Raw genomic sequence first — 13,600 nt, 5'->3', positions numbered from 1 at the left:
CGGACGCCGTTCCCACCGAGCGGTCGCCGCCGGATCAGAGCGGGGCGATGCTCTGCAAGAACGCGAAGTGCCCGCGCAGGGCCTGCGAGCCGGCCGAGGTGAGGGCGACCCAGGTGCGCGCCTGTCCCTTGGCTCGCTGCACGCGGCGCAGGTCGACGTAGTCGGCCTCGGTCAGGGTGCGAAGGTGCTTGCTGAGGGTGGCGTCCGAGACGTCGAGGGCCTCGCGCAGCACGCCGAACTCGACCTCGCCGCCCCGCGCCAGCATCGCGCAGATCTGCAGACGCTGGGGGGCGTGGACGACGGGGTCGAAGAGTGGTTCGGGTCGGCTCACCGGGCGCCGCCGAGGGTGAGGTCGCTGCTCAGGCGGGTGCGGGCGGCGTGGTCGGCGACCGGGCCGAGGGCGGCCATGAGGACGCCCGCGACGGCGGCCGCCGTGGCGACCTGCCAGGTGGGGGCGTCGCGGACGGCGACGACGAACACCATGGCCGCGACGACGGCGACGAACGAGACGATCGACCAGGGCGCCCCGAGGGCGATGAATCGCCAGCGCTCGGGGTTGGCGCGGGTCACGCCGACCTGGCGGGTTCGCCAGCGGGCCAGCGTGGCGAGCCCGACCACGCCGAGCAGCACCCAGGCCGAACCCTCGGTGCCGGAGCCGAGACCGCCGACCATCGCGGCCACGAGCAGGCCCCGGGCGACGTGCAGCCACCATGGTGACCGGACACGGGCGGCCATCGCGGCCTGGGCGTCGGTCGCGGCGCGGAACGCCGCGACCGGGTCGACGGGCGAGGACGGGTTGTCGTTCGATTGGCTTTCCATATCGGCAACACTAAGTGTTTCCGACATGGAAAGTCAAGCGAGCCGAGCCAGGATCGCGCCGTGAGGTCTGGGCCCGGAAGCCGATCCCGTCCGCGTGTGGGTCTCGAGCACGTCGAACCCGGAGGCGCGCAGTTCGTCCGCGAGGGGGTCCGGTGCCCAGCGCCACGCGGTCGTGATCGCGTGGCCGAACGGTTCGACGGTCGACCCGGTGAAGAAACCGACGAGCAGCCCGCCGCCCGGCCGGAGGACCCGAGCGAACTCGCGGAGGGGGCTCCGGATGCTGCTCGGATCGTGGTGGATCAGCGAGTACCAGGCGAGGACTCCTGAGAAGGCGTCGGGCTCGTAGGGCAGGGCGTCGACGTCGCCCAGGTCGAACGAGACGCCCGGGTGGGTGCGGTGGGCGTGCTCGACGAAGGCCGGGACCTGGTCGAGTCCGCGCACGGGGACGCTCCGCGCGGCGAGGTGCCCCGACCAGTGGCCCGGCCCACAACCCGCGTCGAGCACAGGGCCCTCGACCGCGGCCGCCCAGGACGCGACCAGGTGCTCGTCGGCCGGGTGCACCGACGACATCGAGCCGAGGTGGTCGACGTACTCATGGGCCCGCGCGGCGTACTGCGTCCCGACCTCCGATGTCATGACCTGCAGCCTAGGAGTCGGAGCCCCGGCCCAGGGTCGCACCACTGATGTGTCGTCGAACCATCGAATGCGGTGGTTCGACGACGCATCGGTGGTGCGACCTCGACCTCGACCTCGACCTCGACGTCGACGTCGACCTCGACCTCGAGGAGGCGCGGCGCGGGTCAGGACGCGGGCTCGCGGGCGGCGGCGTCGAGCGCCGCGGCGATGCTGTCGAGCTGGGGGAGGGCCTCGGCGATCGTCTCGTCCGTGCCCGTGGTCGAGAGGACGTACTGGTACGCCTCGCGCAGCGTGGTCGTGGTGCCTTCGCCCTGGGCGGTCAGGTGCAGGAAGAGGCTGCGGCGGTCACCCGGGTGCCGGCTACGTGTGACGTGCCCCGACTTCTCGAGCCGGTCGACCACGGCCGTCGTCGCCCCCGTGCTGAGCAGCAGTTCTTGGGCGAGCGCGCCCGGGGTGAGCCCCGGGGCGTCGGCGACGGCGAGCAGGGCGGCCAGCTCGGTGTGGCCCATGCCGACGACCTTCGCGGCGTGGAGTCGGTAGCGACGGTGCGCCTCGTCCAGGGTCTGCAGGGTCGCGGCGAGACGCCGGACGGACTCCGGGTGGTTCTCCGGAGTGGCGGGAAGGTCGGGGCTCACGACAGCAGGGTACCGAGCATCGCCCCCGCCGTCGGCGAGGCAGCGCAGAACGGATGACCCAGTTCGGGGCGCGGCCACCCGCTCAGGCGACCTGGTGCACCACGTAGCTCGCGACGAAGCCGAGCACCGTCACCAGTCCCGTCAGCGTCTGCGTCTTGCGGAACGCCTCGGGGATCATCGTGTCGCAGATCATCGCGAGGATCGCCCCCGCGGCGAAGGCCATGACGAACGACTGCCCGGCCTCGGGCACCCCGCCCAGCAGGGCGTACCCGCCGAGGGCGGACAGGGCGCACACCACGGCGATGCCCGACCAGAGACCGAAGACGTACCGAGCGGACCGACCCGACGACTTGAGGTCGGCCGTGCTCGACATGCCCTCCGGGACGTTCGAGATCACGACGGCGACCAGGATCGCGATGCTGAGGGACCCGCCGCCCGTGAGGCTGACGCCTTGGACGGCCGTCTCGGGGACGCCGTCCAGCAGGGCGCCGAGCGCGATGCCCAGGCCGGTGCCCGAACCGGCCGACCCACGACGGTGGTGCTTGCGTCGGAAACCCCCGTGCTCGAGCAGCTGATCCAGGACGACGTACACGATCGCGCCGGCCAGGAAGCCGCCGAGGGTCGGCACGAGACCACCGCTGCTCGTGGCCTCGTCGACGAGGTCGAACGACAGTGCCGAGATCAGGACGCCGGCACCGAACGCCATGACGAGGGCGACGGCCTCGCGGGGCACCCGGACGAACCACGACACCGCCGCCCCGACGACGAGGGAGAGGCCCGAGAGCAGACCGGCGAGGGCGGCGAGGAGGAGCGGTGACGGCACGAGGACAGGTCTAGTCCCTTGCCGTGCAGGAGGCGCGGTGCCGGTCTCGAGGACCGGCACCGCGCCTCCTGCGGTCGCCGCTCAGTAGTCGATGCGGCCCCGGCGGTCGTGGAACTCGCCGGTCGGCCCGTCGGGCCCGAGCAGGGCGAGGGCGACGGTGGCGTCCGTGCCCTCGGTGACCGTCTGGTGGCCACCGTGACCGTTGAAGTCGGTGGCGGTGTAGCCCGGGTCGCTGACGTTCACGCGGAAGGTCGGCAGGTTCTTGGCGTACTGCACGGTCAGCACGATCACGGCCGCCTTCGACGACGCGTAGGGCACCGCGGCGACGGGGTACTCGTCGTGACCCTCCGTGCTCAGCCAGCGCGGCCAGCCGACGCCCGAGGCGACGTTGACGATCACGGGACGGTCGGAGCGGTGCAGCAGCGGCAGCGCGGCCTGGGTGACGCGGACGAGTCCGACGACGTTGACGTCGAGCACATCCTGCATCGTCTCGGGGGTGAGGTCGTCGACGCCGAACGACGAGCCCAGCACGCCCGCGTTGTTGACGAGGACGTCGAGCTCGGGCAGGGAGGCGAGCGCCGCGTCGACGCTCGCCTGGTCGGTGACGTCGAGCTGCACGGCGTGGGCGCCGAGGGCGCGGACGGCGTCGCCCGAGTCGAGGTCGCGCATGCCGGCGTGGACGGTGTGGCCCGCCTCGATCAGGCGGCGGGCGGTCTCGAGGCCGAGGCTCTTGTTGGCCCCGGTGATGAGTGTGGTGGTCATGCGTCCATGCTGCGCCCGACCTCGCCCGGGCACCCAGGCCCCGCACGACGGGAGGACTGCCGGTACCACCCTCGGGCGGCCGGGCCGGGGGAGGATGGGCGCATGAGCGAGTTCGCCGACGTGTTGCGGTCCTGGCGTGACCGGGTCAGCCCGGCCGACGTCGGCCTGCCGGCGGGGGCGGGACGCCGCACGACGGGCCTGCGCCGCGAAGAGCTCGCGGCGCTCGCGGGGGTGAGCGTCGACTACGTCGTCCGCCTCGAGCAGGGGCGGGCGACCAACCCGTCACCGCAGATGCTCCGCGCCCTGGCGGTCGCCCTGCGCCTGAGCGACGACGAACGCGACCACCTCTACCGCTCGGCCGGCGCCGCGCCTCCGTCGGCCGGGGTCGTCCCGCGCCACGTGGGGCCCGGCGTGCAGCGCATCGTCGACCGGCTCGGCGACGTGCCCCTGGCAGTCTTCTCGGCGACCCACGACATCCTGCTCTGGAACCCGCTGTGGGCCGCCGTGAACGGCGACCCGTCGCGCCTCGTCGGGCTCGAGCGCAACCTCGTCTGGCGGCACTTCACGTCCGGCCACGCGGGAACCGACTTCGACGCGCAGCACGAGGAGGACTTCGCGAGCGACCTGGCCGCCGACCTGCGGGCGGCCGTGGGGCGCTACCCGTCCGACCCCTCGCTCGACCACCTCGTGTCGCGCCTGCTCGAGACGTCGCCCGAGTTCGCGCGCCGCTGGGCCGAGGCCAAGGTGGCCGAGCACCGGGCCAGCCGCAAGACGGTGACGAACACGCCGGCCGGCCCGATCACGATCGACTGCGACGTGCTGACCGCACCCGGCGACCTGCGGATCGTCGTCTACACCGTCGCGCCCGGCTCCGACGACGAGGCGCGACTCGACCTGCTGCGCGTCACCGGGCTGCAGACGATGGCGGCGACGTCGGCCGCCTGATGCCTCGGCCCGGCCGACCGCGGCGGCCGTGGCGCGGTCAGCCCTCGCGGGCCGCCTCGCGGGCTGCGTGCCGAGCTGCGCGGGCCCGCGCCTTGATCGCGGTGACGACCTCGGTCTTGGCATCGGCGTAGGCGTTCATGTCGTCCCAGCGGCGACGGAGCAAGTCACGTTTGACGGTCGCGTAGAGCTCGCGGTCGGCGGCGTCGGTGCGCAGGTGGTCGCGCAGCAGCAGGTACTCGTCGATCGCGTCGGCACCCTGCTCGTAGACGTGCACGTGGACGCTGCGCTCGGGCGTCCGGACGAGCCGGTGCCCGGGTTCGCGCACCCGCAGCTCGTAGCCCGCGGCGAGCAGCGGCTCGAGGTAGTCCTCGTCGGCGGTGATGTCGGGCACCGCGACCACGACGTCGACGATCGGCTTCGCCGCCAGGCCGGGCACCGACGTCGAGCCGATGTGTTCGACGTCGACCTCGAGACCCGACGGGGCGAGGGCCTCGAGGACGCGCCGACGGTGCTCGGCGAACAGGGCGGGCCAGCGCTCGTCGTGGTCGTGCAGCCCGACGCGGAGCGGCTCGGGGCCCCCGACGATCTCGGTGGTCGTGACGTCGGGTCGGCGGGGCGTTCGGTCGACAGGCATCAGGAGATCCTGCCAGACGTCGTCACCCCTGGCGGGTGTTCCACCGCGGGTCCTTCTTGTTGATGACGTAGACCCGGCCGCGGCGACGGACGACCTGCGAGCCGGGGATCGCCTTGAGTGCTTTGAGCGAGTTGCGGACCTTCATGCATGCCTCCGGTGTCGGTGTCGGTTGTTAGTGAGAACCATTATCACCTAGCGTAGGGGCATGACCGACGTGACCCGCGCCTCCTCGTCCCCCCGACACCGAGGAGTCGTCCTCGTGACGGGGCAGAGCCCGTCCGCGCTCGAGCACGTGGCCGATCGGCTGGGCGGGCCGACGAGCCGTCGCGTCGCCTCGGGCCCCGACGTGCACGACGCCGCGGACGCGGTGCACCGGCTCGCGCTCGACCTCGCCCACGACCGGCAGCCGATCGACGTCGTCGCCCCGCTCGCGGCCGGAACGCCGAGCCGGGCCGCCGGGCTGCTGCTCGGTTCCCTGCTCGACTCGTCCCTGGGTCGGCCCGACGGCCGCTCGCTGCTGCAGCACGTCGTCTCGGTCGTCAGCGCGGTCGACCTGGCGGACCTCGTGCTCGGCGGCGTCGACGACCGCTTCCTCGCCGCCGAGCACGTCGTCGACCTCGTCGAGTACGCGACCGTGATCGTCCTGGCAGACACGGCCGCCGTGGCCCCGGGCGACCTGCGGACCCTCCGTCGCCTGCTCGCACGACTGGCACCCGAGAGCCGCGTGACGAGCGTCGACGCCGTGCGACGCGAGGCCCTCGAGAGCCCGGGAGGCGCGGCTCAGCTCGGTGGCGCCGCCGGCTGGATGCAGGCCCTCTCGGAACACACCCCCGACCTCGACCACGACGGCGTGATCACGACGTACACCTACCGGGACGAACGCCCGTTCCACCCCGGCCGCCTCGCCGTCGCGGTCGAGCACACCTTCGCCCCGGGCGCCGTCGGCACGGTGCTGCGCTCCCGTGGGTTCACGCAGTTCGCGACGCGCTGCGACCGCGTCGGCTCGTGGTCGAGCGTCGGGCAGATGCTGAGCCTCGACCCGACCTCGAGCCCGTCGTGGCACCCCGACTCGCCCCACGGCCAGCAGATCGCGTTCTTCGGTCTCGACCTCGACGTCGCGACGATCCGTCGAGAGCTCGACACGTGCCTCCTGACCGATGACGAGCTGCTGGGCGACCCCGCCGGCTGGCGCGACTTCGCCGACCCGTTCCCGGTGTGGAGCGGGCCGGGGGCCGGGCCGGGGCACCGGCACTAGGTTCGAGGGACGGCTCGCGGCGGGAGGAGGGGTGGCGATGGAGTTCACGTTCGACGCCGACCTGTGGCGGTGGGAGAGCAGGCGGGCCTTCTACACGTTCGTCAGCCTGCCGCCCGACGTCGAGGACCAGGTCCTGATGGTGGCCGGTGACCTGCTGCGCGGCTGGGGTTCCGTCCGGGTGGAGGCGCGGGTCGGCTCGTCGACGTTCGCCACGTCGGTCTTCCCCCTCGGTGACGAGAACGCCTACGCGCTGCCCGTCAAGCGGGCCGTGCGCGACGCCGAGGGCGTCGGGGTGGGCGACACCGTCGCCGTGAGGTTGCGCCTGCTCGACTTCTGAGCGGTCACGGAGGCCTTGACGGCGCACCCGGGCGGGTCCACTGTGTGGCTCACCACCCGTGGACCGTTCGAAGGAGAACCCCGTGCCCATGATCTTCGTCAACCTGCCCGTGACCGATCTCGGCCGCGCGAAGTCGTTCTACACGGCGCTCGGGTTCACCGTCAACCCGCTCTTCACCGACGAGAACGCCGCCTGTGTGGTCGTGGACGAGGGCCACAGCGCGTTCATGATCCTCACGCGCGACTTCTTCCAGACCTTCACCGACCTGCCCATCGGTGACCCGACCGCCGCGGCCTCGGTCGCTACGGCCGTCATGCTCGACTCGCGGGACGAGGTCGACGCGACGGTCGCAGCCGGCCTCGGCGCCGGAGGCACGGAGGCGCGCCCCGCGACCGACCACGGCTTCATGTACCAGCGCCAGCTGACCGACCCGGACGGCAACATCCTCGAGTTCGGCTGGATGGAACCGGCCGCCGCAGAGCACGGCCCCGAGGCCTACGCCCAGCAGCAGGACGCCCAGCAGCAGGGTGCCGACCCGCAGGGCGCCTGACGATCGAGTGGGCAGGAAACGTCCTTCGTGCGACCGGGAAGGACGATTTCTGCCCACTCGACCACTGCCAGGTCGTGCACTGATGCCGAGGATGGCTCATGATGGCGGCGTGGGCACACTGCGCTACGGCGCCGAGGCGATCTCGATGGACGATCGGACGCTCGGTCACGTCCAACGCGCGATGGCGGGCAAGCTGCGCAACGGTGAGGGCTTCCTGTTGACCTGGCGGCTGAGCCCCGACGAGGGCTCGGGCCGCGTGAGCCTCTGGTGCGCCCCGGGCATCCCGCTGGCGTTCCGGTACGACGAGCCCGTCGGGGCGATCGACTCGTCCGTGGTGCGATCCCTCGTCACGGCGAGCTACGAGGGCCGGGGCCACCTCGACGCTGCCGCCCTGGCCCCCGTGTCGCCAGTCGCCACGACCTGACCGGTCGACGCGGTCCTCAGCGGGCGAGCGTGTCGCGCGGGTACTCGTCGAAGCGCTCGGCGTAGGCGCCGGCGAAGCGGCCGAAGTTGCCGAAGCCCCAGCGCCGTGCGACGTCCGACACGCGGGTCTCGTTCGGCGACGCCGCCAGCAGGTCGTCCCGGACGCGGTCGAGCCGCACCTGGCGCAGGTACGCCGCGGGTGACGTGCCGAGGTGCTCCTTCATCGACGTCTGCAGGGTGCGGGTGTGCATGCCCGACGCCTCGGCGATGTCGGCCGGGGTGAGCGGTTCGGCAGCGTGGGCGTGGATGTACTCGACCGCGTGCCGCACCCGTGCGGCCTCCTGCGTCCGGAGCCCGACCGGCACGTCGACGGCCCGCCACGGGAAGAGGTCGAGCATGGCCCGGGCGAGGGCGAGCTGGGCCTCGAGCCGCACCAGCGGCGAGGCCTGCTCGGCCACGACGGCCGGCGCGCTCGACCCGACGGCGGCGCGCCAGGCCGCGACCGCCTCGGGTCGCGGGGTGACCGCGTAGTCGAACACGATGCGCTGCGACGGTCCGCCGTGGCGTTCGGCGGCGGTCTGTTCGAGGAACGCGCTGCCGACCTGCACCATGCCGTTCTTCCGCGGGGTCGAATCGAACGAGAAGGCCTCCTCGGCCGGCATCAGGAACGGCGTCGACCCCTCGCTCGTGAAGGTGTGGCCCCGCTGGTGCAGGGTGGTCCGGCCGCTGCGGTTCCACGCGACGATGTACTGCCCCGGGAAGGGGATCTCGCCCTGCATGGGGGCGGAGAACGACGAGGTCTGCAGCAGGAGTCGGTGGTCGCCCGCGAGCACGTACGCGTACTCGAACGGGCCGTCGCCCGCCTGGGCCCGGAAGCGTCGGCCCCGGTAGTGCGTCTCGAGACGGCGGGTCGCCTCGCGCAGGTCGGTGCCGCCGTCCTGGACGCGTCGGTAGGTCGACTCGGTGCCGCCCGTCAGGTCGACGGGGTGCGGGGTGACGCCGCCGGCGGGGTCCGACTCGGCATCGGGCTCGCTGGCGTAGAAAGTCGGCATGGTGGTCCTCTCGATCCGTCGTCCTGTCTCACCGCCGCGGTGAAGGACGGCACACGATGAGGACGATGCCCGAGGGCGAAACGTCACGAAATCGTCGGACTCGGGAGATCTTCGGTGCGCCCCGGCACGGCGACGGGCCGGGGAGTGCCCCCAGAAGACGGGGCGGCGGGGGCGCGAGCCGCGCGCAGCCCTCGACGACGAAGGAGGCGCGGTGCCGTCGCACCGCACCTCCTCGTCCCCGGGGTGGTCGCGTCAGTCGGCCGTGGCCACCGCGATCTCGTTCGGCGTCACGTCGAGTTCGCGCGACGACAGCACGTCGCCCGTGGTCAGGTCGACCGCGTGCACGCTGTTCGTGGCCGGCTCGGTGACGTAGCCGACGTCACCCGCGACGACGATCGCGGGGTGGGCGTCCTGCCACTCGGCCGGGCCCTCCCAGGGGGCGACGACGGGCCACGAGGCCGTGAGCTCGTTCGTGGCGGGGTCGAGCACGTGCACGGCGCCGTCGGTGCCGATCAGGTACGCGAGGTCGCCCGGGCCGCGGGCCACGCCGCGGAAGGTGTACTCGACGCCCTCGGGCAGGTCGACCACGTCGAGGGTGTCGGCGGCGGTGTCGATGAGGGTGACGGCGTGCAGCAGGTAGCCCTCGGCGTCGGGGTCGTCCTTGTGGTCGCCGACGACGATCGGGCTGGTCTCGCTGACCCACGCGTTGCCCATGCGGCCGTAGGGCTGCGAGGGGGAGTCGAGCTTGGTGATCGTGCCGTCGTGGTAGACCAGCGCGCCGTCCTCGCAGCCGAACACGACGGCCTCGTCGGCCGCGGTGCCCTCGCCGTGGACGCCCGGGCACTCGTCGCTCTGCGCGACGACCGTGCCGTCCGCGTCGCGGACCTCGATGCCCGTGCGGCCGTCGGAGTCGCCGACCGTCGTCAGGAAGGTGCCGTCCTCGAGCACGACCGAGACGCCGTGGTGCGCCTCGACGCCCTCGATCGTCTCGACCGCGGGCAGTTCGCCGTCCGCGACCGCGGCCGTCAGGTCGGCGGACTCGAACACGCTCGTGTCGCTCGTGCCGTCGGCGTAGAGGATCGTCTTGCCGCCGTGTCGGACGACGTGGCCCGCGGTGTCGGCGTCGAAGACGAGGTCGGTCAGGGCGGGCTCGGCCGAGCTGCCCGCCGCGGTGTCGAGCACCTGGAAGCCCTCGCTCGTCGTCACCATGACGTGACGGCCGTCGCCGGCGGGGTTCAGACGGGTGAACTCCTCGGAGTCGAACTCGCCGACGGTCTCGAGGGTCTCGCCGTCGAGCACGGTGACGCGGCCCTCGGACGAGACCGCGAGGCGGGGGCCGGACGAGGAGGCGTCGGTCGCGTCGGTGCCGTCGGTCGCGGTGCCGGGTCCGCCGGTCGAGCAGGCGACGAGGGTCGCGGCGACGCCGAGGGCGAGCAGCGTGCCGCCCGTTCGTCGCAGGTGGGTGGTGCGCATGGGTGTTCCTCTTTCTGGTGGGCGGGCGCTCACGGGGAGAGCCCGGTGGCGATGCGCTCGGTGTCGACGCGCATCATGGTCAGGTAGTCGGGGGCGTCGCCGTCGGCCGCGGTCAGCGACTCGGTGAACAGCTCGACGACGTCGACGTGGACGTCCGCCTCGCTCGCCAGGGCCTGCACGAGCCGGTCGGGCGACGACGACTCGGCGAACACGGTCGGGACGCCCGTCGTCTCGACGGCGTCGACCAGGTCGGCGAGGTCGGAGGCCGACGGTGCCGCGAGCGTCGTCCCGCCGGGGATCACGGCCCCGACGACGTCGAAGTCGAAGCGGTCGGCGAGGTAGCCGAACACGTGGTGGTTCGTCACGAGCGCACGACGTTCGGCCGGGATCGCGGCGAAGGCCGTGGTCATCTCGGCGTCGAGTCGGTCGAGCTCGGCCCGGTAGTCGTCGGTGCGCGCGGTGAGGGTCGCGGTGTCGACGCCGTCGACCGCGGCGAGTGCCGGCTCGAGGGCGTCGACGACGTCGAGCATGCGTCCGGGGTCGGTCCAGAAGTGCGGGTCGGGGGTGCCGGCGGCGTCGCCCTCGCGGTAGTCGAGCACGTCGATCGCGTCGGCCGCGACGAACGAGGGCACACCGGTGTCGACCGCCGCGTCGAGGTGCTGCTGCAGCCCCTCCTCGAGGCCGAGGCCGTTCGAGACGACGAGGTCGGCCGCCCGCATCCGCGCCGCCTGCTGCGCCGAGATCTCGAACGAGTGCGGGTCGGCGTCCGGCTTCATCAGGGTGACCACCTCGGCCTGGTCGCCGACGAGCTCGTCGACGACGTCGCCGAGGATGTTCGTCGACACGAAGACGACCGGGCGGTCGTCGCCGGCGGGCGCGCAGCCGGTCAGGGCCAGCGCGGCCGCGACGGTCACGGCGGCGATGCGGGCGGCCGCGACGCGGGCGATGGTGGGTCGGGCGGTGGCGAGCCCGGTCCGGTGGCGGGCGGTCGACGCTGCCGTCATCGCCCGGTCTCCGCGACGAAGGCCGGCTCGGTGGCCGTCTCGAAGCTGCGGGCGATCCGGGCGCCGTCGGCGGCGTCGATCTCGTACAGCCGCCCTTCGACCGGAGCCGAGAGGTACGCGCGCTGCTGGTCGGCGACGAGCGTCGGCGTGCGGCCCGCGGCGAGCGAGTCCGCGACGAGCGGCGCGGTCTCGGCCACGACCTGGCCGGTGGTGCCGTCGAGGACGAGCACCCGGCCGTCCTGCGCGAGGGCCAGGAGGCGCTGGTCGGCGTCGTCCACGGCGGTCACCGAGACCAGCGGGGCCGGGGCCGGCAGCAGCGTCCAGGCGCGGGCCCGGGTGTCGAGCAGCCAGACGCCCTCGGAGCCGGCGAGCCCGGCCACGGTGGGTCGCCCCTCCCGGTTGTCGAACGCCGTGGCCGGGGCCGCCGTGCCTCCCGACGACAGGGCCGTGCCGACCGGGTAGGGGATGTGTTCGACGACGAGTTCGTCGTCGTCGACGGTCGCGAGCAGCGCGCCGTCGGAGCAGCCGACGACGGCCCCGACGCGGGTCGTGATCGTGCCGGAGGCGTCCGGGCAGGCCTCGCGCAGGCCCGTCTCGTCGCCGTCGGCGGTGTGCCCGACGAGCGTCGTCGCCTCGCCGCGACCCTCGGTCACCAGGGCGTACGACCCCACGGGGACGACCAGGCCCGGGCCGGGCTCACCGTCGAGGCGGAACCGTTCGCGGAGCTCGCCCCGCGACAGGGCCTCGGTGTCGAGCAGCACCGCGTCGCCCGCGCCGGCGAAGTGCACGCCGGTCGAGCCCGAGGTCGACAGGTTCGTCGTCGCGACGGTCGCCGCGCCGTCGCCCTCGACCGTGCCGAGGAGGCGCGGGTCGGCCCGGTAGTAGTGGAAGTGGTCCACGTGGTCCCACGTCCAGACCCCGCTGTCGACGATCTCGAGGCCGCGAGAGGTCTCAGCGAAGAGGTACCGCCCGTCGGTCTCCACGGCGGTCGGGGCCCCGACCGATCCGAGCTCGACGACGCTCTCGTCGAGCAGGTCGAGGTGGGCGACCGTGCCCGACCGGTCGATCGTGGTGAGGCCGAGTCGGGGCTCGGCGAGTTCTTCGGCGCCGGCGACGGCACCGTGGCCCTCGCCGGTGGTGTCGGCGGTCGCCTCCGCGCCGGTGTCGACGTCGTCCGACGGAGTCCCCGCGGCGCAGGCGGTCAGGCCGAGGGCGAGGGCACCGGCGAGGCAGGTGGAGAGGAGGGGGGATCGCATGCGGTCCTTCCGGGTGGGCGTGGGCGTGGGCAGGGTGCGAGTGGGGGGTGCGGTCGATCAGCGGGCCGCGGCCGCGGCCCGGTCGGGGGTCGGCAGGCCCCCGGCGGCTGCCCGGGACCGACGCGTCCGGCCTCGGCCGACCGCGGCGTGGGCCACGCCCGAGAGGCCGGCGAAGGCGATGGCCGTCGCCGCGATCGAGGCGCCGGCGGCCGTGGCGGCGTGCCACGAGACGAGCAAGCCGACGGCGACCGCGAGCACGCCGATCACGGCGGCGAGGACCATCCGCGGGGGCAGACGCGTCGTCCAGTGACCCGCGGCGACGGCCGGCGCGAGCAGCAGTCCGACGACGAGCAGCGACCCGACGGCCTGGTACGAGGCGACGACGGCGAGCGTGACCAGGCCCACGAGCACGGCCTGGGCCGAGCGCGGGCCGAGCCCCAGCACGGCGGCCAGCCGCGGGTCGAGGGCGAGGGCCAGCAGGGGGCGGTGGAAGGCGGCGGCGAGGCCGACGCCGACGATCGTCGCGCCGGCGAGCAGGCCGAGGTCCGTGGAGGTGATCGCGAGGACGTCACCGAACAGGATCGACGTGGCGTCGGTCGCGAAGCTGCCCGAGTGCGAGATGACGACGACGCCGAGCGCGAGCATCGCGACGAAGAGCAGACCGATGCTCGTGTCGTACGACAGGCGACCGCGTCGCTGCAGCGCCGCGACGCCCAGGCTCATGACGACGGCACTGAGCGCCCCGCCGACGAGGACGGGCACCCCGAGCACGGTCGCGAGGGCGACGCCGGGCAGCATGCCGTGCGCGAGCGCCTCGCCGAGGAAGGCCATGCCGCGCACGACGACCCAGGTGCCGACGACGCCACAGAGGATCGCGACGAGGCCGCCGCCGACGAGGGCGCGCTGGACGAAGTCGAGCGAGAACGGCTCGAGGACGGCGGTGGAGAGGAAGGGCACGAGACACGACCGTAGCTGAGAATGAGAACGCTTATCAAC

Annotated in this window: 18 protein-coding genes; 5 read left to right on the top strand and 13 right to left on the bottom strand. The window is 73.4% G+C overall.

From position 1 onward, the window contains the following. Positions 1–34 precede the first annotated feature (34 nt). The 6 genes from AC1MBW_RS03980 to AC1MBW_RS03955 form a co-directional block, all read right to left on the bottom strand. On the bottom strand, positions 35–331 hold the full coding sequence (locus AC1MBW_RS03980; RefSeq protein ID WP_082383160.1) for a transcriptional regulator: 297 nt from the start codon (positions 329–331) through the stop codon (positions 35–37). Next, positions 328–819, bottom strand: coding sequence for a hypothetical protein (locus AC1MBW_RS03975; RefSeq protein ID WP_054145180.1), 492 nt, complete (start codon positions 817–819; stop codon positions 328–330). The genes AC1MBW_RS03980 and AC1MBW_RS03975 overlap by 4 nt, the downstream gene beginning before the upstream one ends. A gap of 33 nt (positions 820–852) precedes the next feature. After that, positions 853–1,455: a class I SAM-dependent methyltransferase gene (locus AC1MBW_RS03970; protein WP_480025533.1), complete on the bottom strand. Its 603-nt coding sequence runs from the start codon at positions 1,453–1,455 to the stop codon at positions 853–855. Positions 1,456–1,619: 164 nt separating this feature from the next. Beyond that, positions 1,620–2,090, bottom strand: coding sequence for a MarR family transcriptional regulator (locus AC1MBW_RS03965; RefSeq protein ID WP_054145178.1), 471 nt, complete (start codon positions 2,088–2,090; stop codon positions 1,620–1,622). Positions 2,091–2,172: 82 nt separating this feature from the next. Further along, on the bottom strand, positions 2,173–2,913 hold the full coding sequence (locus AC1MBW_RS03960; RefSeq protein ID WP_480025532.1) for a ZIP family metal transporter: 741 nt from the start codon (positions 2,911–2,913) through the stop codon (positions 2,173–2,175). A gap of 81 nt (positions 2,914–2,994) precedes the next feature. Beyond that, complete coding sequence (locus AC1MBW_RS03955) at positions 2,995–3,675, bottom strand: SDR family NAD(P)-dependent oxidoreductase (protein ID WP_480025531.1); 681 nt, start codon at positions 3,673–3,675, stop codon at positions 2,995–2,997. Positions 3,676–3,777: 102 nt separating this feature from the next. On the opposite strand from AC1MBW_RS03955, the gene AC1MBW_RS03950 reads away from it, so the two are divergent. Then, positions 3,778–4,620, top strand: a complete 843-nt coding sequence (locus tag AC1MBW_RS03950; protein WP_480025530.1) for a helix-turn-helix transcriptional regulator — start codon at positions 3,778–3,780, stop codon at positions 4,618–4,620. A gap of 37 nt (positions 4,621–4,657) precedes the next feature. On the opposite strand, the gene AC1MBW_RS03945 is transcribed toward AC1MBW_RS03950, so the two are convergent. Further along, positions 4,658–5,254: a GrpB family protein gene (locus tag AC1MBW_RS03945; protein ID WP_480025529.1), complete on the bottom strand. Its 597-nt coding sequence runs from the start codon at positions 5,252–5,254 to the stop codon at positions 4,658–4,660. 22 nt (positions 5,255–5,276) lie between these two features. Beyond that, on the bottom strand, positions 5,277–5,399 hold the full coding sequence (gene ykgO, locus AC1MBW_RS03940; RefSeq protein ID WP_055970826.1) for a type B 50S ribosomal protein L36: 123 nt from the start codon (positions 5,397–5,399) through the stop codon (positions 5,277–5,279). 60 nt (positions 5,400–5,459) lie between these two features. Here ykgO and AC1MBW_RS03935 point away from each other — a divergent pair, with 60 nt between their 5' ends. The 4 genes from AC1MBW_RS03935 (at position 5,460) to AC1MBW_RS03920 (ending at position 7,820) form a co-directional block, all read left to right on the top strand. Continuing rightward, complete coding sequence (locus tag AC1MBW_RS03935) at positions 5,460–6,509, top strand: GTP-binding protein (RefSeq protein WP_480025528.1); 1,050 nt, start codon at positions 5,460–5,462, stop codon at positions 6,507–6,509. A 37-nt stretch (positions 6,510–6,546) separates the two neighbouring features. Further along, complete coding sequence (locus AC1MBW_RS03930) at positions 6,547–6,846, top strand: DUF1905 domain-containing protein (protein WP_071254856.1); 300 nt, start codon at positions 6,547–6,549, stop codon at positions 6,844–6,846. A gap of 82 nt (positions 6,847–6,928) precedes the next feature. After that, entirely contained in the window at positions 6,929–7,396 is a 468-nt protein-coding gene (locus AC1MBW_RS03925) for a VOC family protein (RefSeq protein WP_480025527.1), read from the top strand. Between the two features lie 109 nt (positions 7,397–7,505). Further along, positions 7,506–7,820 (top strand): DUF7882 family protein, encoded by a 315-nt coding sequence (locus AC1MBW_RS03920; protein ID WP_054145169.1) that lies wholly within the window; start codon positions 7,506–7,508, stop codon positions 7,818–7,820. A 16-nt stretch (positions 7,821–7,836) separates the two neighbouring features. Here the strand turns inward: AC1MBW_RS03920 and AC1MBW_RS03915 are convergent, their stop codons facing one another. The 5 genes from AC1MBW_RS03915 to aztB form a co-directional block, all read right to left on the bottom strand. Next, complete coding sequence (locus AC1MBW_RS03915) at positions 7,837–8,871, bottom strand: helix-turn-helix transcriptional regulator (protein ID WP_480025526.1); 1,035 nt, start codon at positions 8,869–8,871, stop codon at positions 7,837–7,839. A 252-nt stretch (positions 8,872–9,123) separates the two neighbouring features. Further along, entirely contained in the window at positions 9,124–10,344 is a 1,221-nt protein-coding gene (aztD, locus tag AC1MBW_RS03910) for a zinc metallochaperone AztD (RefSeq protein WP_480025525.1), read from the bottom strand. 29 nt (positions 10,345–10,373) lie between these two features. Then, the gene (gene aztC / locus AC1MBW_RS03905; protein WP_480025524.1) at positions 10,374–11,348 is read right to left on the bottom strand and encodes a zinc ABC transporter substrate-binding protein AztC; all 975 of its coding nucleotides are present in this window, start codon (positions 11,346–11,348) and stop codon (positions 10,374–10,376) included. Then, complete coding sequence (locus AC1MBW_RS03900; protein WP_480025523.1) at positions 11,345–12,604, bottom strand: ABC transporter; 1,260 nt, start codon at positions 12,602–12,604, stop codon at positions 11,345–11,347. The genes aztC and AC1MBW_RS03900 overlap by 4 nt, the downstream gene beginning before the upstream one ends. Before the next feature lie 57 nt (positions 12,605–12,661). Next, a complete protein-coding gene (gene aztB / locus AC1MBW_RS03895; protein ID WP_480025522.1) occupies positions 12,662–13,561 on the bottom strand; it encodes a zinc ABC transporter permease AztB in 900 nt (299 codons plus the stop codon). Positions 13,562–13,600 lie beyond the last annotated feature (39 nt).

This window comes from Frigoribacterium sp. AP1, from assembly GCF_056680555.1.
This window is presented reverse-complemented; position numbering and strand designations above follow the sequence as displayed.